At 68.6% G+C, this 26259-nt stretch carries 22 protein-coding genes; 12 read left to right on the forward strand and 10 right to left on the reverse strand.

Going from position 1 to position 26259, the window contains the following annotated elements:
* Window positions 1-72: 72 nt before the first annotated feature.
* Window positions 73-1182 (forward strand): NAD(P)-binding domain-containing protein, encoded by a 1110-nt coding sequence (locus JVH1_RS11145; protein ID WP_009478073.1) that lies wholly within the window; start codon window positions 73-75, stop codon window positions 1180-1182.
* Here the strand turns inward: JVH1_RS11145 and JVH1_RS11150 are convergent.
* Window positions 1175-2275: a lipase family protein gene (locus JVH1_RS11150; RefSeq protein ID WP_009478072.1), complete on the reverse strand. Its 1101-nt coding sequence runs from the start codon at window positions 2273-2275 to the stop codon at window positions 1175-1177. The two genes, JVH1_RS11145 and JVH1_RS11150, sit on opposite strands and share 8 nt — an antisense overlap.
* A 113-nt stretch (window positions 2276-2388) precedes the next feature.
* On the opposite strand from JVH1_RS11150, the gene JVH1_RS11155 reads away from it, so the two are divergent.
* Complete coding sequence (locus JVH1_RS11155) at window positions 2389-3882, forward strand: phospholipase D-like domain-containing protein (protein ID WP_043780999.1); 1494 nt, start codon at window positions 2389-2391, stop codon at window positions 3880-3882.
* Here the strand turns inward: JVH1_RS11155 and JVH1_RS11160 are convergent.
* Window positions 3855-4529, reverse strand: coding sequence for a hemerythrin domain-containing protein (locus tag JVH1_RS11160; RefSeq protein ID WP_009478070.1), 675 nt, complete (start codon window positions 4527-4529; stop codon window positions 3855-3857). The genes JVH1_RS11155 and JVH1_RS11160 overlap by 28 nt on opposite strands.
* Window positions 4530-4596: 67 nt before the next feature.
* Here JVH1_RS11160 and JVH1_RS11165 point away from each other — a divergent pair, with 67 nt between their 5' ends.
* On the forward strand, window positions 4597-7881 hold the full coding sequence (locus tag JVH1_RS11165; RefSeq protein ID WP_009478069.1) for a BTAD domain-containing putative transcriptional regulator: 3285 nt from the start codon (window positions 4597-4599) through the stop codon (window positions 7879-7881).
* A 56-nt stretch (window positions 7882-7937) separates the two neighbouring features.
* Window positions 7938-10043: an MMPL family transporter gene (locus tag JVH1_RS11170; RefSeq protein ID WP_009478068.1), complete on the forward strand. Its 2106-nt coding sequence runs from the start codon at window positions 7938-7940 to the stop codon at window positions 10041-10043.
* Here the strand turns inward: JVH1_RS11170 and JVH1_RS11175 are convergent.
* Both JVH1_RS11175 and JVH1_RS11180 read right to left on the reverse strand, forming a co-directional pair.
* Window positions 10003-10374 carry a hypothetical protein gene (locus JVH1_RS11175; protein WP_009478067.1) on the reverse strand — a complete coding sequence of 124 codons (372 nt, stop codon included), beginning with the start codon at window positions 10372-10374 and terminating at the stop codon, window positions 10003-10005. The two genes, JVH1_RS11170 and JVH1_RS11175, sit on opposite strands and share 41 nt — an antisense overlap.
* A 4-nt stretch (window positions 10375-10378) precedes the next feature.
* Window positions 10379-10507, reverse strand: a complete 129-nt coding sequence (locus JVH1_RS11180; RefSeq protein ID WP_009478066.1) for a hypothetical protein — start codon at window positions 10505-10507, stop codon at window positions 10379-10381.
* A 151-nt stretch (window positions 10508-10658) separates the two neighbouring features.
* On the opposite strand from JVH1_RS11180, the gene JVH1_RS11185 reads away from it, so the two are divergent.
* Window positions 10659-11099: a cupin domain-containing protein gene (locus JVH1_RS11185; protein ID WP_029538390.1), complete on the forward strand. Its 441-nt coding sequence runs from the start codon at window positions 10659-10661 to the stop codon at window positions 11097-11099.
* A gap of 3 nt (window positions 11100-11102) precedes the next feature.
* Here JVH1_RS11185 and JVH1_RS11190 read toward each other — a convergent pair whose 3' ends face one another.
* Window positions 11103-11951, reverse strand: a complete 849-nt coding sequence (locus JVH1_RS11190; protein WP_009478064.1) for an aldo/keto reductase — start codon at window positions 11949-11951, stop codon at window positions 11103-11105.
* A gap of 139 nt (window positions 11952-12090) precedes the next feature.
* Between JVH1_RS11190 and JVH1_RS11195 the strand changes: the two genes are divergently transcribed.
* Window positions 12091-12684, forward strand: a complete 594-nt coding sequence (locus tag JVH1_RS11195) for a class I SAM-dependent methyltransferase (RefSeq protein ID WP_009478063.1) — start codon at window positions 12091-12093, stop codon at window positions 12682-12684.
* A gap of 15 nt (window positions 12685-12699) precedes the next feature.
* Window positions 12700-14340 carry an ABC-F family ATP-binding cassette domain-containing protein gene (locus tag JVH1_RS11200; RefSeq protein WP_009478062.1) on the forward strand — a complete coding sequence of 547 codons (1641 nt, stop codon included), beginning with the start codon at window positions 12700-12702 and terminating at the stop codon, window positions 14338-14340.
* On the opposite strand, the gene fdxA is transcribed toward JVH1_RS11200, so the two are convergent.
* A complete protein-coding gene (gene fdxA / locus JVH1_RS11205; protein ID WP_005244047.1) occupies window positions 14341-14667 on the reverse strand; it encodes a ferredoxin in 327 nt (108 codons plus the stop codon).
* A 178-nt stretch (window positions 14668-14845) separates the two neighbouring features.
* Here fdxA and JVH1_RS11210 point away from each other — a divergent pair, with 178 nt between their 5' ends.
* The 5 genes from JVH1_RS11210 to JVH1_RS11230 all read left to right on the forward strand — a co-directional run bounded on the left by JVH1_RS11210 (window position 14846) and on the right by JVH1_RS11230 (window position 21071).
* Window positions 14846-15151, forward strand: a complete 306-nt coding sequence (locus JVH1_RS11210; RefSeq protein WP_037196307.1) for a helix-turn-helix transcriptional regulator — start codon at window positions 14846-14848, stop codon at window positions 15149-15151.
* Window positions 15144-15683, forward strand: a complete 540-nt coding sequence (locus tag JVH1_RS11215; RefSeq protein WP_007298196.1) for a hypothetical protein — start codon at window positions 15144-15146, stop codon at window positions 15681-15683. Before JVH1_RS11210 ends, JVH1_RS11215 begins: the two co-directional genes overlap by 8 nt.
* A 31-nt stretch (window positions 15684-15714) precedes the next feature.
* Window positions 15715-16611, forward strand: a complete 897-nt coding sequence (locus tag JVH1_RS11220; RefSeq protein ID WP_009478059.1) for an ABC transporter ATP-binding protein — start codon at window positions 15715-15717, stop codon at window positions 16609-16611.
* Window positions 16608-17801 (forward strand): ABC transporter permease, encoded by a 1194-nt coding sequence (locus tag JVH1_RS11225; protein ID WP_009478058.1) that lies wholly within the window; start codon window positions 16608-16610, stop codon window positions 17799-17801. Before JVH1_RS11220 ends, JVH1_RS11225 begins: the two co-directional genes overlap by 4 nt.
* 90 nt (window positions 17802-17891) lie before the next feature.
* On the forward strand, window positions 17892-21071 hold the full coding sequence (locus JVH1_RS11230) for a multicopper oxidase family protein (RefSeq protein WP_009478057.1): 3180 nt from the start codon (window positions 17892-17894) through the stop codon (window positions 21069-21071).
* Between the two features lie 10 nt (window positions 21072-21081).
* Here JVH1_RS11230 and JVH1_RS11235 read toward each other — a convergent pair whose 3' ends face one another.
* From JVH1_RS11235 to JVH1_RS11250, 4 genes are read right to left on the reverse strand one after another with little or no spacing between them, the layout of a single operon-like run.
* Complete coding sequence (locus tag JVH1_RS11235) at window positions 21082-21549, reverse strand: SRPBCC family protein (protein ID WP_043780995.1); 468 nt, start codon at window positions 21547-21549, stop codon at window positions 21082-21084.
* Between the two features lie 21 nt (window positions 21550-21570).
* Window positions 21571-22554, reverse strand: a complete 984-nt coding sequence (locus tag JVH1_RS11240) for an antibiotic biosynthesis monooxygenase (protein WP_009478055.1) — start codon at window positions 22552-22554, stop codon at window positions 21571-21573.
* Between the two features lie 17 nt (window positions 22555-22571).
* Window positions 22572-25289, reverse strand: a complete 2718-nt coding sequence (locus JVH1_RS11245; protein ID WP_009478054.1) for a molybdopterin-dependent oxidoreductase — start codon at window positions 25287-25289, stop codon at window positions 22572-22574.
* Window positions 25286-26113, reverse strand: a complete 828-nt coding sequence (locus tag JVH1_RS11250) for a xanthine dehydrogenase family protein subunit M (protein ID WP_009478053.1) — start codon at window positions 26111-26113, stop codon at window positions 25286-25288. Before JVH1_RS11250 ends, JVH1_RS11245 begins: the two co-directional genes overlap by 4 nt.
* Window positions 26114-26259: the final 146 nt, after the last annotated feature.

A 26259-nucleotide genomic window follows, 5' to 3' on the forward strand; every position in this document is an offset into this window, starting at 1 on the left:
GCCAACCACATTCGAATCGGCCGGAACACACGAGCCTCTCCGGTAGTTGTGAGGGTGGAGGTGAGGACCGACATGAACAGCGAAGTGGACGTGGCCGTGATCGGCGCGGGGCAGGCGGGGTTGTCTGCCGCCTACTATCTGCGCAGGTTCGGGATGGACCCGGAGTCCGGTTTCGTGGTGCTCGATCACGCCCCGGGGCCCGGCGGCGCGTGGCAGTTCCGGTGGCCGTCATTGACACTGAGCACCGTCAACGGTGTCCACGACCTTCCCGGGCTCGGCTTCGCCGACACGATCGGCGTGGACCCGAACGACCCGGAGGCCGCGCTGGTGCATGCGGCGAGCGCGGTTCCCCAGTACTTCGCGACGTACGAGAAACAGTTCGAACTGCCGGTGCACCGTCCCGTGCACACGCGGGTGGTGTGTGCCCGCGACGAGCGGCTGCGGATCGAGACCGACCGCGGCGTCGTGTCGGCCCGCGGTCTGATCAACGCGACGGGTACGTGGGAACGTCCCTTCATTCCCCGGTACCCCGGCGCCGAGTCGTTCACCGGCCGCCAGGTGCACACCAAGGACTACTCCTCGGCGCAGGACTTCGCAGGACAGCACGTCCTCGTCGTGGGCGGCGGCATCTCGGCGGTGCAGTTGCTGGACGAGATCTCCCGCGTCACGACCACCACGTGGGTGACGCGCCGCCCACCGGAGTTCCGGGACGAGCCGTTCACGCCCGAGATCGGCCGCGCCGCCGTCGCTCTCGTCGAGGACCGGGTCCGTCGCGGGCTGCCGCCGGGCTCGGTGGTGTCGGTGACGGGACTGCCCGTGACGCCTGCGATCCGCGCCGCCCGCGAACGCGGGGTGCTGGCGCGGCAACCGATGTTCGGTGAGATCACCGCGGACGGCGTCCGCTGGCCCGACGGCCGCGAACTGAAGGTCGATGTCATCTTGTGGTGCACCGGTTTTCGCAGTTCACTCGATCACCTCGCCCCGCTGCGGCTGCGCGGGCCGGGCGGTGGGATCACGATGACCGGACGCCTGGCCACCCAGGTGGCGTCGGATCCGCGGATTCATCTCGTGGGCTACGGCCCGTCGTCGTCGACGATCGGCGCGAACCGGGCCGGGCAGGCCGCGGCCCGCGAACTCACCCGGCACCTCGGCCTGTCGGCCGGATCAGCGCGCCCTACCTGATCAGGGAGGCGACGAACGCCGCCTGGTCGGGGCCGGCCTGGTACATGCTGCCGAAGTGACCACCCGAGTACACCCGGTAATCGAGATTCGTTCCCGCACTGTGCATCTCGAAGACGAGCTTCTCCGTCAGCGGGATCGGCACCGACGCGTCGGTGACCCCCTGCACGAGCAGCAGCGGACGGTCGTACCCCGCGACCGGGACCGCGAGGTATTCGCGCAACGCGTCCTGCAGCGCCGGGACGTCGAGTGCCCGCGACAGCATCTGCGCCACCGACACGTTCCGGGTCATGGCCGCGAACTGCCGGAACGGCACTTCGGGCGCGGCGTCGACGAACTGCTTCCCGACCGGGGTCAGGTAGCTGTCGATGTCCAGCTCCGGATACGCGTCACGGACCCCGGCGATCAGGTACGAGATGTACACGGTGAGTCCGGCGAGGCCCTGCGGCGGAAACGAGGGACCGCTCCAGTTCGCCACCATCTCGATGTTCGACGGCACCCCGTTCGCGACTGCCCCGCGGTAGTCGAGTTCCGGCGCGTACGTCGTGGCGGCGTGTGCGGCGAACACCGCGGCCTGCCCGCCCTGGGACAGCCCGACCGCCATCCACGTGGCGGAAAGATCGGCGTCGACCTCGCGGGCGGCGCGCACGGAGTCCACGACGCTGCGCCCGGCCACCTTCCCGTCGAGGTAGGGCGGCACCCCGGGGGTACCCAGGCCCACGTAATCGGTGGCGGCCACGGCGTAACCGAGTTGCAGCCAACTGCTCACGTAGTCGGAGGATTCCTTGTCGACCCCGGTCGCGGAGGGTGCGTCGGCGTCGGAGTCCCCGACCGTTCCGTGCGCCCACGCGATGACGGGCCAGCCCCCGGCGGGCGGTGCACCGGGCGGCACGAACACCATCCCGGTGCACGGGGTGATGCCGTGCCGGTCGGTGGTCAGGTACGTCATCCGGTAGGCACTGCCGGTTCCGCGGAGCCAGAGCTCCGCCGGCAATTCGGACGAGGCGACGACCGTGCCGGGGCTCGATCCGGCCCGCAGCGGATCCGCACCGACAGTTGGTGCCCACAGCACGCTGACCAGTGCGAGCAACGCCACGATGCGCCACCACCTCCGCACCTCTCAACGGTAGCTGTGTGGGGGTGGCGCAGTACTGTGAATCGGCCACCCGCAGGGGGGCGGACGAACGCGACGGGGAGAACCGAAAAGACATGAGCGACGACGGCACGATCCTGACTCCCGGCGACACGTGCTGGCAGGTTGCCCACGCCGATCGTCTCGCGTGCATCGTCGATGCGGCGGACTACTTCCGCCATGCCAAGTCCGCGATGCTGCAGGCTCGCAGGCGCATCATCCTCATCGGCTGGGACTTCGACACGAGGATCAAGTTCGAGCCGGACGAGAAGACGCTCGACGGCCCCAACCAGCTCGGCCGGTTCCTGGCCTGGCTGACGCGGGAACGCCCGGATCTCGACATCTACCTGCTCAAATGGAACATCGGGGCCTTCACCGCGATCGGTCGCGGCATGACACCGATCTTCGTGGTCAACTGGGTGACCGACCGCCGCCTGCACTTCGAACTCGACGCCGCCCACCCGGTCGGCTCGGCCCACCACCAGAAGATCGTCGTCATCGACGACGCGCTCGCGTTCTGCGGCGGCATAGACATGACCGTCGACCGGTGGGACACCCCGGAACATCGGGATCGCAACCATTACCGGACGCAGCCGAACGGCAAGCGGTACGGGCCGTGGCACGACGCGACGACCGCCGTCGACGGGGACGCGGCGAAGGCCATCGGCGAGCTCGCCCGCACCCGATGGAAGGCGGCCACGGGACAGGATCTGGCGCCCGTCGACGAGGTCGCGGGCACGACGCCGTGGCCGGAGGGGCTGAAGCCGGCGATGCGCTCCGTGGACGTGGGCATCGCACGCACGCTGCCGGAGCTCGCCGACCGGGACGAGGTCCGGGAGATCGAGGCCCTGTATCTCGCTGCGATCGCGGGCGCCGAGCGGTCGCTGTACATCGAGAGTCAGTACCTGGCCTCCCGCACCCTCGCCGAGGCGATCGCCGAGCGACTACGCGAACCGGACGGGCCGGAGATCGTGCTGGTGCTGCCGCGCAACGCCGACGGCTGGCTCGAGCAGAAGGCCATGGACGGCGCCCGCCGCCGGTTGCTGCACCTGCTGTGGCGGGCCGATGTCGGGAACCGGCTGGGCGTCTACTACCCCGTCACGGCGGGCGGTGAGCCGATCTACGTCCACGCCAAGGTGCTGGTGATGGACGACCGTCTCCTGCGCGTGGGTTCGTCGAACCTCAACAACCGGTCGATGGGGTTCGACACCGAGTGCGACCTGGCTGTCGAGGTCACCGCCGACACCGCGAACGGTGACGAGCTGCGGCAGACCATTCTCGGCATTCGCCGTCAGCTCGTCTGCGAGCACCTCGGTGTCCCGGCGACACTGTTCGAGGACACGCTGGCACAGACGTCGTCGTTCGTGGGCACCGTGGAGGCGTTGCGCGGTGGCGGCCGGACGCTCGAGAAGTTCGAACCGGAGACGGTCGAGGACGAGGACAGTCCGCTTGCCGAGAACGAACTGATGGATCCCGAACGCACACCGCCGAGCCTCTGGGAGCGGACCAGCCGCGGCCGGTTGCGACGCAGGGTGATCCGGCGTCAGAAGGCGGCCGGTTCGGTGCGGTAGATCCGCCGGTAGTCCTTGCGGAATGCCCGGCGGCCCAAGATCGACCACGCCATTCTGGCCGCGAAGGGCATCTCGGACAGGAACATTCGGCGTTCCTCGGGGGTCGCACCCTGGAGGATGAAGCCGAGGAACACCAGGAGCCGGTCCTTGGGGATCGACGCGCGGCCGCGGTCGCCCATCTCCTGCCACTCGGTGAGGGTCATGAACTGCTCCGCCATCGGGAGGATGCGCTGTTCCTCCTCGCCGAGGTGCTCGTCGAGCGCGGCGGACAGGGCGGTCAGTGTCTTCGCCAGCGGTTCGCCGTCCACCGCATCCGCCGTGAACGCGGCGCCCTGCGACTGCGCCCGCGACAGCAGTTCGGAGAGGCGTTCGTGCTGTTCCTCCATCCGCAGCACCAGCGCCGCGTCGGTGGGCGCGCGGTCGAGCAGCTTCGGCCACAGCAGGTCGTCCTCACTCGTGTGATGGTGGTGGAGGGCGGTGGCGAGTTCCTCGAAGAACGTCACCACCTCCCCGGCGCGGGCGGTGTCTCCGGCGGGAACACCCCGGACGAGTGCGGGCAGCGCGGCGAACTGTCGACGGAAGCAGTTGTGGACCACCACCATCTCGCGGGTGTCGGGACGGACTGTGTGAGCAGTTGACGTAGTCATGCACTCAGGGTCGGTTCGGCGTCTTGGAGAGGACTTGGAGGCCACTAGTGCTTACGCTGGCTGAACGATGCTGCGTATTCGAGTACTCGGAACGCTCGAGGCGGAGGACGAATCGGGGACGGTGGACCTCGGCGGCCCCCGCCAGCGCGCCGTGCTCGCGCTACTGCTCGTCGCGCACGGCGAGGTGGTGCCAGTGGATCGGCTCATCGACGACCTCTGGCACGGCGCTCCCCCACCGCGAGCGGTCGGCGCACTTCAGGCATACATTTCGAATCTGCGGCGCGCGCTGGAGCCGCACCGCGCGCCCCGGGCGGACTCCACCGTCCTGGTGAGCCGGGCCCCGGGTTACGCGCTCATCCTGCCCCCGTCCGGTGTGGACGCGTGGGAATTCGAGACCCTGATCCGGTCGGCCGCCGATACCGGGCGCGCAGATCTCGAACACGCGCTGAGCCTGTGGCGGGGGCCGGCGTTCGCCGAGGTGGCCGGTGAGCACTGGGCTCTCGCCGAGATCGCCCGGCTCGAGGAACTGCGGGTGGTCGCGCGCGAACGTCTGGTGGCGGCGGCCGTCGCGAGCGGGGATGCGGCCGGCGCCGTGCTCGACGCGCAGGCCCTCACCCGGGACCACCCGCTCCGGGAAGAGGGGTGGCGATTGCTCGCCCTGGCCTTGCACCGCAGTGGGAGACAGGCCGACGCCCTGGCCGCGTTGCGCGAGGCCCGCGGCCGGCTGGCGAACGAACTCGGCCTCGACCCCGGTGCCGCCCTGACCGAACTCGAACGACAGATCCTCACCGGCACAGTCCCGTCTCCACCCGCACCCGCCCCCGCAGCCGGGCGGGTCGACACGACGCCGGACACCTGGTTCCTCGGCCGCACCGAGGAATTGGTGAGCCTGACCGACCTGATGACCGACGCCGGCACCCCCGTCGTCCTCCTCGGGGGCGACGCCGGATCGGGGAAGTCGTCCCTGCTGCGCCGGTTCCGTCGAACACTGCACACCGCGGGGTGGCAGGTGGCGGTGGGTCGCTGCCCCGAAGTGGACGGCGCCCCACCCGCCTGGGCGTGGGTGGAGATCCTGCGCGCGCTGCGCGAGACGGTCGACCCCGGCGCCGAGACCGACGCGCTGGCACCCCTGCTCTCCGACGACCGTTCGCGCGCGGCGCGGCCGGACGATCCGAGCGGACGGTTCCTGCTGCACCGCGCCGTCGCCGACTACATCGGGACCGTCCGCGATCACGGCCCTCTCGCCGTCGTCCTCGACGACGTCCACCGCGCCGACGAGGACACCCTGTCGATCCTCGTGCGGCTCGCGCAGCAGCGGCACCCGATCCTGCTGCTCCTCGCATTCCGCCCGGACGAGGTGGACCCGAACCTGGAGAGCTGCTTCGCCGATCTCGCATCGCTACAACCGACCCGCATCCGCCTCGGCGGACTCGGCCCCGACGATTCGGCTGAGCTGATCCGGCATGTGGCGGGACGCGACCCCGATCCCGGCACCCTCCGCGCGCTCGCCGACCGGACCGGTGGAAACCCGTTCTACCTGCAGGAGAGCGCCCGACTCCTGGCCAGTGAGGGCGAGCTGGTGGCCACGTCGGAGGTGCCCGAGGGGGTCCGGGACGTCCTGCGCAGGCGGATCGCCCGTCTCCCCGAACTCACCGTGTCCGTCCTGCGGCTGGCCGCGGTCGTGGGCCGCGAATCCGACATCGACGTCCTCACCCGCGCCGCCGAGGTCGACGAGGACACCGTGTTCGACGCCCTCGAGTCGGGCGTGATCGCCGGTCTTCTCGGCGAGCCGCGCGCCGGGACGGTCCGGTTCACGCACGCCCTCGTCCGCGACACGCTCTACTCCGACCTCACCCGGCTGCGCAGGAGCCGCTGGCATGCCCGGGTCGGGACGGCACTCGAGGAGTTGCGGCCGCACGATGTCGCGGCCCTCGCCCACCATTTCACCGAGGCGCTGTCGGCCGCCACCGCACGGCAGGCCCTCGACCACAATGTCGCGGCCGCGGCGCAGGCCGCCGACCGCTACGCCCACGACGCGGAGATCGGCTTCCTCGACAACGCCCTTCGAGCGGCCGACCGGTTGCCGCCGGACGCGGCGGCGTCCGTGGACGAGCGCGTCGAAATCCTCACCGAGCTCAGTCGCACGCAACTCGCCGCCGGCATCGGACTGGCGGGATCCCGCTCACGGAACCGGGCGCTCGCCCTCGCCCGGGACGCGGGCCGCACCGACCTGGCGATCCGGGCGCTCGCGTTCGTCGACACCCCGACGCCGTGGATCAATCGGCGATACGGCGAAGTGGACGCGGCCGTCGTCGATCAGATCGAGGCGTTGCTGCGGGACGAGGTACTGGAACCTGCGGTGCGGTGCCGGCTGCTGGTCACCCTCGTCCACGAGATCGGGGCGGAGGATCACGAGCGCACCGGTTCCGCGGTCCGGGAGGCCGAGGCTCTCGCCCGTGACCTGGACGATCCGGTGCTGCTCGGGCTGGTGCTCTGCGCCGTCCATGCAGGCACCGGTTCCCCGACCAGCACGCTCGGCCACCACGTCATCGGTGACGAGCTGCTCCAGATCGGTGACCGGACACAGCTCCCCGTGTTCACCATGCTCGGCCACCACCTACTGGCCGAGATCGCGTCCGGCAACGGTGACATCCCGGCGATCGAACATCACATGGGCATCCAGTCGGAGCTGGCGGACCGGTATCAGTTCCAGCAGGCGCAGGCCACCCGGGAGATGAGCCGCGCGATGGTCGCACACCTCACCGGCGATCTGGCCACGGCGGAACGACACTACGTGCGCGGCCACGAGCTGATGACCAGGGCGGGCCTCGACGCGGACAGCGTCTTCGCGCTCGCGCTGTTCACGCTCCGGCTCACCGAGGGACGCGCCGGAGAACTCGAGGCGGTGATCGAGACCGTCGACAGTGCGGCGATGGACGTGATCGCCGATCTGCACGCCCTCGCACTCCTCGGCAACGGCAAACCGGACCGGGCGCGGGAGGTCCGGCGTCACCTCCGCCCTGTCCGCCGCGACTTCTTCCATTCCCTGATGATGTCGCTGCGGGGCATCGTCGTCGCGGGTCTGGGTGAGCGGGACGAGGCGCCTTCGGTGCACGCGGAGCTGAGCCCGTACAGCGGCCAGATCGGCGGCGGCGACACGGCGGCGTTCGCGGTCGGCCCCGTCGACACCATTCTCGGCGACCTCGAGATGCTCCTCCGCCGCCCCGACGACGCCCGCAGGCACTACGCGGCGGCACTCGAACTGGCCGAACGCTGCGGTTGCCCGGCGTGGGTGGAGGCCGCGCGCACCCGGGTGACGACCCGCCCAAGCGAGTTCCAAGTGGGCCACTAGCCGCCGGGCGCAGAGTCGGAGGCGACAGAACCAACCGGCTTTCCTGGAGGCTCCCCATGAGTTCCCTGCTCGCGCGCCTCGGCTCGGCTGCCGCCACCCGTCCCTGGCGGGTGATCGCCACGTGGCTGACGCTGCTCGTCCTGGTGCTCGCCGCCGCGTCCGCGTTCGGCGGAACCAACCACGACGACTACAACGTGCCCGGTCTGCCGTCGCAGCAGGGGACGAATCTGCTGACCGAGCGATTCCCGGAGATGTCGGGAGCGGACGCGCGGGTGGTCGTGCACTCGGACAGCGGCCCGCTCGCCCCCGCGGTCCTCACCGATCTCGGCACCAGGCTGGCGGAGGTGAACGGCGTGAGTTCCGTGTCGCCGCCCCGCCTGTCCCAGGATTCCGACACCGCGGTGATCAGCCTCAACTACCGCATCCCGGTCACCGACTTCCACGGCAGCGAAGGGGTCGACGCCCTCGACGCCGCGGTCGCCGACACCCAGGCGCAGGGACTGCAGGTGGAATTGGGCGGGCAGGTCCCGGAGAACATCTCCACACCGTCGGGCACCGCCGAGGCGGTCGGCATGGTCCTGGCGTTGATCATCCTGGTGTTCGCGTTCGGATCCGTGGTGGCCGCCGGACTGCCCCTGGCCGTCGCGCTCGTCGGCGTCGGCATCGGGTCGGGCCTCATCACGATCATGGCCGGGTTCACCAGCATCAGCACCATCGCCCCGACCATCGCCACGATGGTCGGCATCGGCGTCGGCATCGACTACGCGTTGCTGCTCGTCACCCGGTACACCGAGGGCCTGCGATCCGGGATGTCGGTCCGGGACGCCGTCGCCGCGGCCAACTCCACGGCCGGGACGTCGGTGATCTTCGCCGGAACCACCGTCCTCGTCTCCCTGTTCGGACTGCGGCTGTCCGGGCTGCCGATGTACGCGTCGTTCGGCTACGCCACGTTCGCGATGGTCGGCATCGTCATGCTCACCTCGGTCACGCTGGTGCCCGCACTGTGCGGACTGGCGGGCACGCGGGTGCTCGGCAAGCGGTCCCGTGCCCGGGCCGAACGTCGCACGACGTCGCCGCTGACGGAACGGTGGGCGATCCGGGTGAGCCGTCGCCCGTGGCTGTGGGCCCTGACGGCGCTCGGGGTGCTGCTGCTCCTGGCCGCTCCGGTTCTGGGCATGCGGACGTGGCCGCAGGACGCGGGCAGCGCGCCGGCCGCCAACACGATCCGTCAGGCGTACGACCTGATCGACACCGAGTTCGGACCCGGCGCCAACGGACCCCTGATGGTGGCGGTCGACCTGAACACGGTTCCGGCAGCCGAACTTCCGGCGATCGCGCGTGAACTCGCAGCCGAACCCGGGGTGGCGTCGGTGACGCCCGTCCTGACGAACGCCGACGCGACGGCCGCGCTGATCTCCGTGCAGCCTACCACCGGTCCCAGCGACCCCCGCAGCACCGAACTGCTGGAACGGATCCGCTCCGACGCCGCCGACGGCGTCCACGTCACCGGACTCACCGCGACGTTCGCCGACATCTCCGCCCGCCTCGCCGAACGGCTGTGGCTCGTGATCGCGTTCGTCGTCGCACTGTCCGTCGTGCTGCTCACGTTCGTGTTCCGCGCGCCGGTGGTCGCGGTGAAGGCGGCCGTGATGAACCTGCTGTCGGTGGCCGCCGCCTACGGCGTGATGGTGATGGTGTTCCAATGGGGTTGGGGCGCGGAGCTACTCGGCCTTCCGCATGCGCTTCCCGTGTCGAGCTGGGTACCGATCCTGATGTTCACCATCCTGTTCGGACTGTCGATGGACTACGAGGTGTTCCTGCTCTCCCGGATACGGGAGCGCTGGCTCGACACGGGCGACTCGCACCGGAGCGTCGTCGAGGGACTGGCATCCACGGGCCGGGTGATCACGAGCGCGGCGGCGATCATGGTGGCGGTGTTCGCCGGGTTCGCACTCGACGGCGACGTGACCGTGAAGATGATGGGCGTCGGCCTCGCGACGGCGGTCCTCATCGACGCGACGATCGTGCGGATGGTGCTGGTGCCCGCGACGATGTATCTGCTGGGCAACGCCAACTGGTGGCGGCCGGGCGGACGCCGGGATGCGGCACCGGACGAGGATGCTACCTCCGCAGGCGTTCGACTTCCGCTTCGAGCGCGATGACCCGCCGGTACAGGGCCTGAATGCTTGCCATGCACACCCCGTTCGCATCGACCATCGCGATCCGGCGGTCGTTGGAACCGAGACCGAATGCGGTGGCGAAATCCTGCGCCATCGGGCCCAGGTGCCGCACCGACTCGTGATCGAAACCGTAGGTCCAGACGCTGAGCGGCAGGTCGACGAGGCGTTCGAGCACCTCACCGGCACTGGCAGGCGGAGTCTGGACGGCAACACCGCGTTTGCGGGTCAGAACCGAGTGAAACCACGCCAGCGGGTGGCGGGTACGGGCCGCTGTTCGCGCCCGCACCCGCCCCCGACGGGTGTCGACCCACATGGAGTCAGTCGGGGAGTTCGCCGACATCGTGCTTGATCGTCGCGTCACTGAGAAGGAGTCCGACCCCGAGGGCCATGACGCCGATTCCGAGTCCGATTGCGGCTCCGCCGAGTCCGAGCATGATTCCGAGCATGTTGTCTCCTGTTCGTCGCTGGTGTGCGGGATTCGTGCCCCCGCTTTCTGAACACCTACGACTCTCGCGGCTCCGGCCGTCCGAGATAAGACACCCCAGGGGTGGTGCGACCACACCCCCGGACGCGGCGCCGGGCGGCAGAATGGCGGCCATGACGGAATTACCGGAATGGGCCCGAACCCTCGACCTCGCCCCGCACCCCGAAGGCGGCTGGTACCGCGAGACGTGGCGCAGCGACGTCACGATCCCGAAGAGGAGCCTGCCCGGCGACTACCCGGGACCGAGGGCGGCCGGTACCGCGATCCTGTTCCTGCTGATGCCCGGCCAGCAGTCGGAGTGGCACAGCGTGCGCAGCGCCGAGATCTGGCTGTACCACCGGGGCAGCCCCCTGCGGCTCGAACTCGGCGGGGACGGAAGCGAACCCGCAAATCCGGACGCGCAGATCCTCGGCGCAGACGTCGCGGCGGGCCAGCAACCACAGCTGCTGGTCCCGCCGCGACACTGGCAGCGAGCGAAGCCCGAGGGCGACGAACCGACTCTCGTCAGTTGCGTCGTCACCCCGGGCTTCGACTTCGCGGACTTCCGGCTCTAGGCCCTACGCGCCCAGCGTGTCCGGGTCGGGGCCGATGCGTCCGTCGGCCCGGGTCAGCGACCCGACCGTGTTGATCTCGTCGGGGGTCAGCTCGAAGTCGAAGACGTCGAAGTTGGCGGCGATGCGCTCCGGCGTCACCGACTTGGGGATCACCACGTTCCCGATCTGCAGGTGCCAGCGAATGATCACCTGTGCGGTCGTCTTACCGTGCGCTGCAGCGATCTTCGCGATGGACTCGTCCTCGAGGACGGTGCCCTGACCGAGCGGGCTCCACGCCTCGGTCGCGATGCCCTTGCCGGTGTGGAAGGCGCGCAGGTCGGCCTGGTTGAACCGCGGGTGCAGCTCGACCTGGTTGATTGCGGGCACCTCGCCCGTCTCGGCGATCAGTCGGTCGAGGGTCTCCGGGGTGAAGTTGGAGACACCGATCGACCGCGCACGCCCGTCGGCCTTGATCTTCTGGAAGGCCTTGAACGTGTCCACGTAGCGGTCCGCGGACGGCACGGGCCAGTGGATGAGGTAGAGGTCGACGTAGTCGAGCCCGAGGCGGTTCAGGCTGGCGTCGAATGCGCGGAGCGTGGAGTCGTACCCCTGGTCCTCGTTCCACAGCTTGGTGGTGACGAACAGCTCGTCGCGGGCAATTCCGGAGTCCGCGAGCGCGCGGCCCACTCCGGTTTCGTTCTCGTAGATCTTGGCGGTGTCGATGCTGCGGTAGCCGGCCTTCAGCGCCTCGGTGACCGCGGCATGGCTCTCGTCGTCCGGCACCTGCCACACGCCGAAGCCGAGGGCAGGAATGCTGTTCCCGTCGTTGAGCGTGACCGTAGGTACAGGACTCTGTGCATTGTTGAAACCCATGAGACTGTCCAACCGGGGACCCGGACCAGATGTTCCCCGCTGTCTCAGAATGTGGACTTTCGCGTGTCGTTTCGGTACGACCGGGTAATCCGACGGCATCGGCGTTCAGGTGGTGACGCGCCCGGTGGAAGGGGCGGACATGGGCCTCGGATACACATTGGCCTATCGGTTCAAGATCACGCCCTGGGTGAAAGCGGGCCGCGTCTTCGGAAGTCAGATCGACACGTTGCTCGATCCCTTCGACGCACCACCGGGAGAGGTCCTCGACATCGGATGCGGCACCGGTGACCATGCCATCGAGATGGCCCGGCGGGGGTGGCAGGTGACGGGGATCGACACCGTCCAACTGGCCCTCGACAAGGCGCGGTCCAAGGCCCGGAAGGCGGGCGTCGACGTGCGTTTCATGCACGCGGACGCCACCGACCTCGAGCACGCCGTCGGTCGCGGGTACCACTTGATCCTGGATGTGGGGTGCTATCACGGGCTCAGCGACCACGACCGGGTCGCGTACGCCGAGAACGTCACGACCGTGAGCGAACCGCACGCCACCCTGCTGATGTTCGCGTTCGGGCCGGGGCACCGCGGCCCCCTGCCGCGCGGGGTCTCCCGCTCCGACGTGGAGCGGACGTTCGAGAAGTGGAAACTCGTGTCGGACGTCGACGCGGACACGACCGGTATGCCGGGACCGCTCAAGAAGGCCGACCCCCGCTGGTTCCGCCTCGTCAAGCGCTGAGTGGATAATCGCCTGGTGACTGCAACACTGCGCATCAGCGGACTGTCGGCTTCGCGCGGGGAGCGCACCCTATTTTCCGGCCTCGACCTGACTGTCGCCCCGGGCGACGTGACCGGACTCGTGGGGGCGAACGGTGCCGGCAAGTCGACGCTGCTGACCGCGCTCGCGGGGGTCGGCTCGGCGGACGTCGAGGGCAGTATCGTGCTGAGCCCGCCCGACGCGGCCGTCGGCTACCTCGCCCAGGAACCCGACCGGATCGCCGGCGAGACGGTGCTCGACTTCCTCGGCCGCAGGACCGGCGTCACCGAGGCCGAGCACACCATGAACGCGGCCGCGGAAACGCTCGGCGAGTCGGACGAGGATCTCTACTCCCCCGCCCTCGAACGCTGGCTGGCGCTGGGCGGCGCCGACCTCGCCGAGCGCGCGGAGAAGGTCGTGAGCGAACTCGGGCTGGGAGTGCCGCTCGACGCGCACATGACGTCGCTGTCCGGTGGGCAGGCCGCGCGCGCCGGATTGGCGTCGCTGCTGCTGTCCCGGTACGACGTGCTGCTGCTCGACGAGCCGACCAACGACCTCGACCTCGTGGGGCTCGAGCAGCTCGAGCGTTTCGTCGCCGAGAGCCGGGCCGCGATGGTGGTGGTGAGTCACGATCGAGAATTCCTGGCGCGCACCGTGACCGGAATCGTGGAACTCGACCTGGTACAGCAGCAGATCGCGGTCTACGACGGCAGCTACGACTCGTATCTCGCCGAGCGGGAGATCGCGCGCAGGCATGCGCGGGAGGCGTACGAGGAGTACGCCGGGACCCGTTCGGACCTCGAGGACCGCGCGCAGATGCAGCGGAACTGGATGGAGCACGGCGTCCGGAACGCGCGTCGTAAGGCGAAGGACAACGACAAGATCGGCAAGGGTCTGCGCACCGAGTCCACCGAGAAGCAGGCCGCGAAGGCCCGGCAGACTCAACGCCGGATCGAGCGGCTCGAGGTGGTGGAGGAGCCGCGCAAGGAGTGGGAACTGCGGATGGAGATCGCCACCGCCCCGCGCAGCGGATCGGTCGTGGCGACGGCGAACGGCGCCACCGTCGCATGGGGCGGGGACCGCGAATTCACGTTCGGTCCGGTCACCACTCAGGTGGACTGGGGTGACCGGATCCTCATCACCGGCGCCAACGGTTCCGGCAAGACGACCCTGCTGAACGTGCTGCTCGGCAAGATCGCCCTGGATGCGGGCACCGCCGCACTCGGTTCGGGTGTGGCGGTCGGCGAGATCGATCAGGCCCGCGGCCTGTTCGAGGGCGGCGAGAAGGTGGCCGACGCGTTCGCGGCGCAGGTCCCGGACTGGCCGGACGCCGACGTGCGGACACTGCTCGCGAAGTTCGGGCTCAAGGGACACCACGTGCTGCGGCCGGCGGCGTCGCTGTCACCCGGCGAACGCACCCGCGCCGCCCTGGCCCTGCTGCAGGCGCGGGGCGTCAACCTGCTGGTGCTCGACGAGCCCACCAACCACCTGGACCTCCCCGCGATCGAACAGCTCGAGCAGGCCATGGAGAACTTCGACGGCACGCTGCTGCTCGTCACCCACGACCGGCGGATGCTGGATTCGACGCGCAGCACGCGCCGGTGGCGGATGGACGGCGGCCGGCTGTCCGAGGAGTAGTCAGTCGCCTTCGGCCATCGGCGGCAACGCCTTGACGAACGGCGGGTCGTAGTCGACCTTGCCCAGCTTCGCCGCGCCGCCGGGGGAACCGAGGTCGTCGAAGAAGTCGGCGTTCGCCTTGGTGTACTCCACCCACTGGTCCGGGACGTCGTCCTCGTAGAAGATCGCCTCGACGGGGCAGACCGGCTCACAGGCGCCGCAGTCGACGCATTCGTCGGGGTGGATGTAGAGCATCCGACCGCCCTCGTAAATGCAGTCGACAGGACATTCTTCGATGCATGCCTTGTCCAGAACGTCGACACAAGGCTCTGCGATGGTATAGGTCACGTCAGTAATCCTGTCCTTTCCTGCCGTCCCGCGCGAATCGCCTCCACTCTGCCACTCAATTTCCCGAGGTCAACCTGTCGGCGTGCGGCCCGGCGGCGAGGAGGTCGACGGCGGTCTGCGACACCCACTCCGTTGTATCCCATTGACAAACTGTTGGGTTTTCACAACACTTTGTTGCATGAGCCCAGTGCGGCGGGGGGACGCCCTCCCCATCTACAACCGCATCGGCGTCCTTCGCGCCGAACGCGGGATGAGCCGGGCTCAGCTGGCGGGACTCATCGACGTCAATCCCCAGACCGTCGGCGCGCTCGAACGGGGCGACCACTACCCCAGCCTCGACCTGGCGTTCCGTATCTCGTGGGTGTTCGAACTGCCCGTGGAGGCCATCTTCTCCCGCACCGAGTTCGGACCCCTGTCCACCGAGCTGTACCGCACCGACCGACCGCCGTCCACGACAGGAAACGGGGAGAGTTCCGATGCCTGAGACCAATCTGATCGAGCGGTACCAGGGGTTCCGGACGCGCAGATTCCTCCAGAACGAACGCCGGTACCGGACGTGGCTACCGGCGTGGCGGACGCGCAGCCGCAGACGATTCCTGGTGATCGCCCTCGCGGTGACGTTCGTGTTCATGACCGCCGTCGGCATCGTGTGCCATTTCGACATGGTCGTCGGGCCGCTGCTGTGGTTGCCCGCGTGCCTGCTGTTCTTCCCGCTGTGGACGATGCTCCAGATCGTGTCCGGGCGGCAGGGCGACGCTCCGCGCGACGCCCTCGACGAGTGGGAGATCCAGCAGCGCAACAGTGCCCGGTCGATCGGACTCACGGTCACCCAGCTACTGACGCTCGTTCCCGCGCTCTACCTGATCTTCGTCGGCGCGCTGGACGGCGATCACGGCAACGTGCCGTACGCCGCGGGACTGCTCGTCGTCACCGCGCTGATGGTCGGGGGGTGCACGCCCGCCATGATCCTCGGCTGGACGCAACCCGATCCCGACCCCGACGACCTCGCTTCGTAGGAACACCCGCACTCGAGAACGGGAAGGACCCATGTCTCACACCCTCACGATCGACGGCATCTCCAAACGGTACGGCGAGGTCGTCGCGCTCGACGACCTGTCCTTCGAGGTCCGCCCCGGTGAGATCTTCGGTTTCGTCGGCAGCAACGGTGCCGGCAAGACCACCACCATGCGCATCGCGCTGGGCGTCCTGTCCGCCGATTCCGGCGAGGTCCGGCTCGGCGGCAAGCCGGTGGACCTGGATGTGCGGCGCACCATCGGGTACATGCCGGAGGAACGCGGGCTGTACCCGAAGATGAAGGTGGGCAAGCAACTCGAATACCTCGCCGAGCTGCACGGCATTTCCCGCTCGGCGGCGCGGGAGGCGGTCGGCCGCTGGACCGAACGCCTCGGCATCGCGGACCGTGTCGGCGACACCGTCGACGCACTCTCGCTCGGCAATCAGCAACGCGTCCAGCTGGCCGCCGCGCTCGTCCACGATCCGGCGGTGCTGGTTCTCGACGAACCCTTCTCCGGGCTCGACCCCGTCGCGGTGGACGTCATGAGCGACGTGCTGGTGGAGAAGGCGAACACCGGAGTGCCGGTGATCTTCTCGAGCCATCAGCTCGAACTCGTCCAGCGCCTGTGCCACCGCGTCGGCATCATCAGCCACGGCCGGATGCGTGCCGTCGGCACCGTCGACGAACTCCGCGGCGGCGGCAACGCCCAACTCGAAGTCCACGCTCCGGAGGCGCCGGTCGGCTGGGCCCATCATCTCGAGGGCGTCACCACGATCAGTCACCTCGACGGCCGGACCCTGCTGTCGCTCGACGCCCACGTGGACGACCAGCTGATCCTGCACACCGCCCTGAAGACCGGACCGGTGCACGAATTCTCGCTGCACCGGCCCACCCTGACCGATCTGTTCCGAGAGGTGGTCACGGCATGAGTGCCCCACTGAGCCCCGCCCGCGCGATCGGCCTCGTGGCCCGCCGCGAATTCCTGACACAGGTGGCGAAGAAGAGCTTCGTCATCAGCAACGTGATCATCCTGCTGGCCATCGTGGGCGGCATCGTCGCGTACTCGCTGTTCTCGGGCGGCGACGACGAACGCGCCACCATCGGACTCGTCGGCGACCAGTCGCTCGCGCCTGCTCTCGTCGCCACCGGTGACGCGGTCGGGACGCCGGTCGACGTCGTCCCGACCACGGACGAACAGGCCGCACGGGACGAGGTGGAGAACGGTGACCTCGACGTCGCCCTGATTCCCGGCATCGACGGATCCGTCACGGCCGTCACCGAATCCGAGATCGGTTCCGGGCTTCGCACCGTGATCGACGCGGCCGTTCTGCAGCAGGCTCAGGCCGGCGCGCTCGCCGCGCAGGGCGTGGATCCCGCGCAACTCGCCGAAGCGACCGGCCGGGCGGTGGTCACCGTCGACGCACTCGATCCGCCCGACCCGGAGAAGGGCCAGCGCGTGGCCCTCTCCATCGCCGTGGTCGTCCTGCTGTACATGCAGATCATGATGTTCGGCATGTACGTGGCGATGGGTGTGGTGGAGGAGAAGTCGAGCCGCGTCGTGGAACTGCTCCTGTCGACCCTCCGCCCGCTGCAACTGCTCTGGGGCAAGGTGATCGGCATCGGCGCGGTGGGTCTCGTCCAGTTGACCGCCTACGGTGTGGCCGGTGTCGCGGCCGGACTCGCGACGGGGGTGCTCACCGTGACGGGGACGGCGATCGGAGTGTTGGCCGGAACGCTCGGCTGGTTCGTGCTCGGATTCGCATTCTTCGCCGTCCTCTACGCCGCGGCAGGGTCGATGGTGTCGCGGCAGGAGGACGTCAACGCCACCGCGTCGCCGCTGATGGTGCTGATCGTCATCATGTTCTTCAGCGCCTTCTCCTCGGTGAGCAACCCGGACGGCACCCTCAGCAACGTCCTCAGCTGGATTCCGCCGTTCTCGGCGATCCTGATGCCGCTGCGCATCGCCGCCGGGGTGGCGTCCCCGGTCCAGGTGGTCGTCACGGTGGCCCTGATGCTCGCGGTGACCGCCGCACTCAGCGTGCTGGCCGCGAAGATCTACCAGCGCTCGATCCTGCGGATCGGCAAGGTCGTGTCGTGGAAGGAGGCGCTCGGGAGGTAGAGAATTCCCAGCGCACGGCCAAGTTCCCTGTGTAGTCTTCGAATCGTCGATCGATGCTGCTCAGCTGCCGTCGTGGAACGGGGAACACCCATGGTCGTCCGTCGCAGGAAGCCGATCGTCGCCATCGCCGTCGCCGTGGTCGCCTCCATGACGTTGATGCTGACGGCCTGCACGTCCGACGAGCCGGCCACTGCGCGCGGTGGCAACGCCGGCCCCGACGGCACCCCGGTCGCCTACGAGGAGCCGGTGAAGCTGTCGAGCGAGAACGGGGTGCTCGAGGTTCGGCTGTCGGCCCACCAGGGCACGGTCGACCTCGACACCGTCTCGGAACCGGTGTCGGGCTTCCTGGTCTTCGGATACGAGGTTCTGCAGGGCACGAGTTCGGACGGCTCGACGACGGGCGACGACGTCTACCCGGCACCGACGTTGCGCGTCGATCCGGGTGAGCGCCTGATCATCCACTACGACAACGATCTCCGGAACCTGACGATCGAGGACTTCTACGACCCCGCGTTCACGCCGGCGGGCGGGGAGGTCCCGATTTACCCCCCGGCCCTCGACTCGGCGCCGCTGAACCTGCACACCCACGGTCTGCACGTGAGCCCGGACGGCAACGCCGACAACGTGCTGCTCGACATCCCCGCCGGGATGGGCAACGTCTACGACTATGCGGTGCCGAAGGACATGCCGAACGGGCTGTACTGGTACCACAGCCACCGTCACACGATGACGGCGCAACAGACGTACGCGGGGCTCGCGGGACTGCTGGAGATCGGCAGGCCCGACGGCAACCTTCCGCTGGTGACGCAGAACGACGTTCCCATCCGAGACATGGCGCTGCAGTACAACTTCGTCTTCGACCGTAAAGGCAAGGGCCACCAGCTGAACGACCCGAACTGGCCACAGTTCGTGAGCACACTGAAGCCGCCGGAGGGGACCCAGCTCGCCGACGGAACGTACCAGCCGAGTCTGGCGCCCGTGAATTTCTCGGAGACCACGGAGGGCTCCCAGTACGTCACCAACTGGTATTCCGGGCCGCTGTCGCCGGCGAATCATCGCGGGCAGAACCAGTTCGTGCCGGGCAATCTCCAGAGCTTCAGCAGTGATTCGACGAAGATTCCCGCCGACCCGTCGCTGCCGGACAACGAACGCGACGTGCAGTACACCGTCAACGGGCAGTTCCAGCCGGAGCTGAAACTGAAGCCGGGCCAGACGGAGATCTGGTCGCTGGCGAACATCAGCGATTTCGCCTACATGCCGCTCAGACTCACCGAGACCGCGACGGGCAACCACCCGACGTTCTCCGTCGTCGGCCAGGACGGAAACCCCTTCACCCAGGTGCAGTTGCCCGTCGGTGGTGACGGCACCCGGCTCGTCATCCCGCCGGGGTCGCGGTACGCGATCGCCGTGACGATGCCGGACACCGGCGATCTGGTGCTCGACATGCCACCGCTGGAAGGGGCGAAACCCGTCACCAATCCCGGCGTGCTCTACACCGACAACGGCACCGACAATCCGCCGGCCGAGCTGGGCACGGTGACGGTCGACCCGTCGGTGATCAGTTACGCCGACGGCTTCTTCACCTTCCCCACCCAGACCCTCCTCCACGTCACACCCGACAGCGGTGAAGGGCGGACCGCGCCGTTCGAGCCCGGCCAGAACCTCGACGCGTACACGTCTTTCGTGGACACGTCGGTGATGACACCCGACGTGAAGCGCACCCTCACGGTCTCGGGCGGATTCGGCAACGAGAAGGCCAGCAACAGCGACCCGAAGGCCTTCACCTACGAGTTCGACGACAACACGTTCCCGAACATCCCGCTGATCCAGCCGCGCCTCAATTCGGTCGAGGAATGGCTGATCACGAACCTCAACAACGACGAACATCCGATGCACATCCACGTCAACGACTTCCAGGTGATGGAGATCGTCGACCCGATCGCGGGCACCCGGACCGGGGTGCAACCGTGGGGTGAGGACAACGTGAACGTGCCGGCGCCCGTCACCGACGCGAACGAGAACCCGCTCGTGCCCGCATCGGTGACGCTGCGCACGAAATTCACGGAGTACACGGGCACTTTCGTGATCCACTGCCATCGCCTCAACCACGAGGACAACGGACTGATGGCCACCGTCAACGTGATTCCCGAGGTGTCGACGTACGCGGTGGCGGTGCCGGGTTCTGCGGGCACCCCCGCGACCGTGCAGGTCCACGACGGCAACGGCGACAAGGTGATCGCCGCGGTCACACCGTTCCCGTCGTTCGAGGGCACCCCGACGGTGGCGATGGCCGACGTCAACGGCGACATGATCCTCGACCTCGTCGCCGGGACCGGTGCGGGCGTGGCACCGGAGGTCGTCGCGTACGACGGCAACGATGTCGGCTCCGGCCCGTTCACCGCCGAGCTGACCCGGTTCGCCCCGTTCGCCGACGGCTTCCGCGGAGGCGTGAACGTCGCGGGTGCAGACATCGACGGAAACGCGCTGGCCGACAACATCATCGCCGGCACGGGCCCCGGCACCGAATCGCAGGTGAAGGTGTTCTCGTCCAGCCTGCCCACGGAGAAGGGCACAGCACCCGAGGTCTTCTCGAGTTTCACCCCCTACCCCGGGTCGCAGTCCGGGGTCACGGTCGCGACGGGCCTGGTCGACGCCGCCTCCGGCCGGGCAAGCATCGTCACCGCCCCGGGGCCGGGAGAAGCGCCTCGTGTGAAGACGTTCCGCTACGACCTGTTCGAGCCGACCGCCGCCGCGACTGCCGACGGCACCGCGGACGAGCACGCCGGCCACACCGACGGACCGAGGACGACGTCGGAGTTCCTGGCCTTCGACGAGAGCTACCTCGGCGGTGTCTCACTCTCGACGGGGTGGGTGGCCGGCGCCGAAGGCGGAGCGAAGAGCATCGTCACCGGCATGCTGGGCGGCGACGGCACTGTTCGCGTGTGGTCGAGTGGGTCACGCCTCGACGGTGAGCCGAGGATGTATCTCGAGAGCCCGAACCACCACTCCGCCGACGTCGTGTTCACTCAGATCGCGTCGTTCGCACCGTTCGCCGGCGGCCCTGCCGGCAGCGGGGTTCAGGTGGCCACCACCAGCACCACCACCGGCGCCGACCTGCTCGTCAGCGGTCCGGGGCCGGGCGGCACGGAGGTGCGCAAGTTCGGGCTCGGCCGCGCCGAACCCCGATCGACCACACTGGTGCCGCTGCCGTTGGGCACGCTCCCCGCGCTCCCCTCAGCGCAAGGGTCCGTGCCACTCGGTGGCAGATAGGTGCAGGGGGTCAGCCGGCCCGCTTCTCGGCGGCGTCGGCGATGTCGTCGAGATCGCGCCGGATCGCCTTGGTGGTGGCCTTCAGTGCGAAGGAACCGAACACTTTCATCATGAACCTCGACACTGCGCCGAGCCCACTTGCTTCCGCTGAGAAGTGGAAGGTCAGGGTGGTGCCGTCACCGGCAGGCTCCAGGGTGAACACCGTCGTGTAGTCCGCGCCATGGGACGACGCCTTCACCACGGTGCGCTTCTCCGGGTCGATCTCCGTGACCCACATTTCCTCGGTCGACGATTTGCCGAACAGCACCCGGGTCTCGCGCCACCGCGTGCCGACTTCGTACTCCGTCGAGTCCAGCCTCTCGAGCTTCTCCACACCGCTCAGCACCGATTCTGCGTTGTCCAGGTCGGTGATGACCACCCAGACCGCGCCGACGGGCGCATCGATCGTTCGGCTCACACGGATCTCCGAGGCTGACATGAGGCACCCTTTTCTTTCTTCTCAGGGCAGGGTCCAGAACTGGCGGGTCACCAGGTAGAAGACGATGACCCAGAACACCATAACCCCGGCGACGATCGCGATCCCTCGACGGTTCGTCGTCGCTTCCGGAACGTCCGGTGGCGGCCGCAGCCAGCGCCCGAGAACCCGGTTCACGTAGTACGGCATCGTCACGAAGCTCATGATGAAGCTGGACAGCAGGTTTCCGACGAGCAGACCGAGCCACAGCGGCATCTTCAGCGGCGACAACGCGAGGGTGAGAATCACGACGGTGGGATAGAGACCGACCCACACCGCGATCGACGTCTTGGTTTCGGACGGCGGCGGCGCCTCGTTGCCGTTCTCGTCGAACGCGAACCAGCTCCCGAAGGAGTTGTCGATGGTGCGCAATTCGAAGTCGTGGAACTTCTCCCCCTCGGCGAGGAGTTCCTGACGCTTCGCCGAGGTGAGCCACCTGTCGAGGTCGGCGGCGTTGTCGTAGCGGTACAGCGCGGTCCACTCGTCCTGGATTCCCTCGATGGGCCGGAAGAGTTCGCTGCCGCGGAAGCCGTCGAACTTGCTCTCTTCCAATCGCAGTCGATCCTGCCACGCGAGGAAATCGTCGACGTGCTCCGGACCGACACGGTGCGTCACGACGACCGTCACGAGCGGATCCGACTCGCGTGTGCCCCCGCTGATGACCTGCTGGGTAGCGGGGCCGTCGAAGTACTGCTGTCCCTCGTCCAGCCGCTGCTGCCGGGTGGCGCTGTTGATCCAGGCCTGCACGTGGGCGACGGAATCGAAGCGGTAGACCACGACCCAGTCGGGTTGCACGGCGGTGGGCGCGGAGATCTCGGCGCCCAGGAACCCGGGGTAGTGGGACGCGGCGGTGTTCATGTCCTGCTGCCAGGCCTCGAACGCCTCCTCGGATCCGGCGCGCACCTTCTGGCCGATGATGACCGTCGCGGCGTTGCCGGTGGATTTCTCGGTGGGCTTCTCGGTGTCCATCGCCCTCTCCTCACGGCTCAGGTCGTCGGAACCGATCGGTTCTCGCCGATTCGGTGGTAGATCCGCTCCGGGGTGAGCGGCAACTCGCGAAAACGCACACCGGTCGCGTTTTCCAGGGCGTTGGCCAGCGCAGGCGCCACCGGGTTGATGCAGCACTCCGCCATTCCCTTCGCCCGCATCGGCCCGACGGAGTCATTCGACTCGACCAGCAGCACTTCGGTGCGGGGAATGTCGGCGTAGGTGGGGATGCGGTAGTTCCGCAGGCTGGGGTTGATCATCACGCCGTTGTCGTCGACGTGGAAGTTCTCGGTCAGCGCGAAGCCGATTCCCTGGGCGACGCCGCCCTCGATCTGGCCGCGCACCTGCACCGGGTTGATGACGACCCCGACGTCCGCGGCCTGAACGCTGTAGAGGATTCGGATCTCGCCCGTGACCCGGTGGACGGCGATGCGGAAACCGTGGGTGTTGGAGACGACGCTGCGCGGCGACCCGTACGCCTTGCGCGCCTCGGTGAACCGGATGCCCCGGCGACGGGCCGCGGCGACGAGGTCGGTCAACGGCACTCGGGTGCTCCCGCAGAGCACCCCGTCGTCGTCCATCGAGCACTCGGTCACGTCGACTCCGGTGTGCACGGCGGCGAACGCCAGGATGCGGTCGCGCAGGGCGACGGAGGCGTTCGACACGGCGTTGCCCGCGACGAAGAGGCCGGCGCTGGCGAAGGCTCCCGTGTCGAAACCCGTACGGTCGGTGTCGGACTGCACGAGACGGATCCGTGCGGGTGTGGTGCCGAGATGGGTGGCCGCGATCTGCACGTGCGCAGTCGACGTCCCCTCACCGAATTCGACGGTGCCGACGGCCAGTTCGTACACACAGTCGTCGCCGAGCGTCGCCCACGCCTCGGAGATGTGTTCGGTCGGGGGCGCGGTCTCGTGCAGTGAACTCGCGGTGCCCTCGCCGACGAGCCAGTCGTCGCCCAGCACCTGCCCGTTCGCGGTCCGCCGCAATGCGTCGTCGACGAGGTCGATGCACTGCCCGAGTCCGTCCTCCCCGAACCCGACGTCGTCGGGGACGTCGTCGATCGCCACGAGTGAGTCACCGGGGCGGACGATGTTGCGGCGCCGCAACTCGAGCGGGTCGATATCGAGGGCGACCGCCAGCTCGTGCATCGCGGACTCCACCGCGAAGGCGGGCTGGGTCATCCCGTAGCCCCGCAGCGCTCCGCTGGGCACGCTGTTCGTGTAGACGGCATACGCATCGAACTTCTTGTTGAGACACCGGTACGCCGAGATGGCGGCACCGGCCGCGAACAACGTCTCACCCCCGTGATTCCCGTACGCCCCCGTGTTCGACACGTTGCGCACCTGGAACGCGGTGAGCGTGCCGTCCGACCGGGCGCCGAGCGTGATGGTCAGCTTCATCGGATGCCGCGGCGACGCCGTCGTGAATTCTTCCTCCCGGGTGAACTCGAAGCAGACCGGCCTGCCCGTGTCGAGGGTCGCGAGCGCGACGAGATCCTCCGAGAACACCTCCTGCTTGCCGCCGAAAGCGCCACCGACACGCTTGCAGAACACGCGCAGCTGGTCGGGGCGCAGGTCGAACAGGTGAGCCAGCTTGACCTTGGCGATCGACGGCGACTGCGAACTCGTGCGCACGTGCAGGCGGCCGTCCTCCATCCAGGCGATCGACCCGTGCGTCTCGAGATGAGCGTGCTGCACGCGCGGGGTGAAGTAGGTGCCCTCGTGGATCACGTCGGCCTCGGCGAACCCCGCCTCGATGTCGCCCACCTCCCCGTGGAGCTCGAGCAGGATGTTGTGCACGGGATCGCGGACGAACGGGTCGTCCGAACCGTGCAACTGCGGTGCGCCGTCGGCCATCGCCTCCTCCGGGTCGAACACCGCAGGCAACACGTCGTATTCGACGACCACCTCGCGGCAGCCCTCCTCCGCGGCGCCGACCGTGTCGGCCAGCACCGCGACCACCCGCTGACCGGCGAAGCGGACCGTGTCGTCGAGGATGTACGTGTCGTCGGGGTCGACGAGATGATCGGTGTGGATGGCGGTCGTGAACCGCTTCCGGGGCACGTCCTCCCACGTGTACACACGGTGCACGCCGGGGACGGCGAGCGCCGCCGTCGTGTCGATCGACACGATGCGGGCGTGCGCATGCGGAGAATGCAGCACCTCGAGGTGCAGCATGCCCTCGATCTCGGTGTCCATGGTGAACTCGGCTCGACCGGTCACCACATCGGTGGCCGCGGGTGCCCCGACGCTGGTCCCGACCGCGCGGCCCGGCTCGGCGACCTCCACCGCGGCGACACCGTTCACGGCATCCTCGATGGCCCGATAGCCGGTGCAGCGGCAGAGATTGCCCTTCAGCGCGCGTGGCAGGTCTGCCTTCTGGGCGTCGGTGAACGTCGCCGACGTCATGATCATGCCCGCGGTGCAGAATCCGCACTGGAACCCGGGGGCGTCACGGAACTGCCGCTGCAGCGGATGCAGGTCGTCCGGCGAACCGAGGCCCTCGATGGTGGTCACCTCCCGCCCCTCCGCGCGGAACGCGGGCGTGATGCAACTGTGCACGGGATCGCCGTCGAGCCACACCGTGCAGGCTCCGCAATCGCCTGCATCGCAACCTTTCTTGACGCCGTGATGACCGAGCGACCGCACGAACGTGCGCAGACACTGCCCCGGATTCGGTTCCTCGTCGAACGCCCTGCCGTTCACGATGTACGTCATTGCCGGTCTCCTGCGGTGAATTCGGTCCGGATCTCCTCGGCGAAATGCTTCGTCAGGTGGCGACGGTGGTCGGGGGTGCCGTTGGGATCGTCGAACCACACGTCGTCGGGTATCGCGTCGATGGTCTGCTGGAGCGAGTCGGCGTCGGGTACGGCGTCGAAGGCCAGCCGGATCGGACGGGCGGTGCCCGCCGTGATCGTGAGCAGCAGGTCGTCGCCGCCGGGCGCCTGGGTGCCGATCATGAACACCGTCGAACGGCCGAGGCGTGTGAGGGTGAAGCGGCGATGCGTGTGACGCTTGCGGAGGGCACCGACCGGGATGTCGATGCGGCGCAGGATCTCACCCGGTGTGAGCACGTTCTCGCGGTTGCCTGTCACGAAGTCGGCGGCGTCGACGGTGCGCTCGGACCCGTCGGCGGCCCACAGCGTGTACGTCGCCTCGAGCGCGACCGTCAGCGTGATCATCGGACCCGCGGGAAGCGACATACAGATGTTGCCGCCCACCGTCGCCGAGTTCCAGACCTTGAACGACGCCAGGAAGGCCTCGCAACTCGTTCCGAACAGCGAGGCGGCTCTCCAGTCGTCCGGCGGCGCAAGCGCATACAGCTCACGGACCGTGCACGTCGCGCCGATCTCGAGGCCCGCGTCGCTCGGCACCAGGGTGTCCCAGCCGAGCGTCGTGAGATCGACGAGACGGCGCAGGTCGGGCTGCGGCTCGGAGAACAGCCACGTTCCCCCGGCCAGCCACGCGTCGCCTTCCCGCCACGCCGCACCCGGACGGTCGGCTGGACGCCGAACGACATCGGTGATGGTGTTGAGGTCCATATGACTGCTCCACTCGGGAAAAGTGTCGTCGTTCTCGTACCCGGCCTGCGTCAACTCACCTGACTTTAGACACCGTGGCGGCGGTCTCGGTGTTAATTGCCGGGTTCCACCCGGGCGCTGTGTGCCGTGTTCCGGCCGCGTGGGCG

This window comes from Rhodococcus sp. JVH1 (genome assembly GCF_000280725.2).
Classification (GTDB): Bacteria; Actinomycetota; Actinomycetes; order Mycobacteriales; family Mycobacteriaceae; genus Rhodococcus_F; species Rhodococcus_F jostii_A.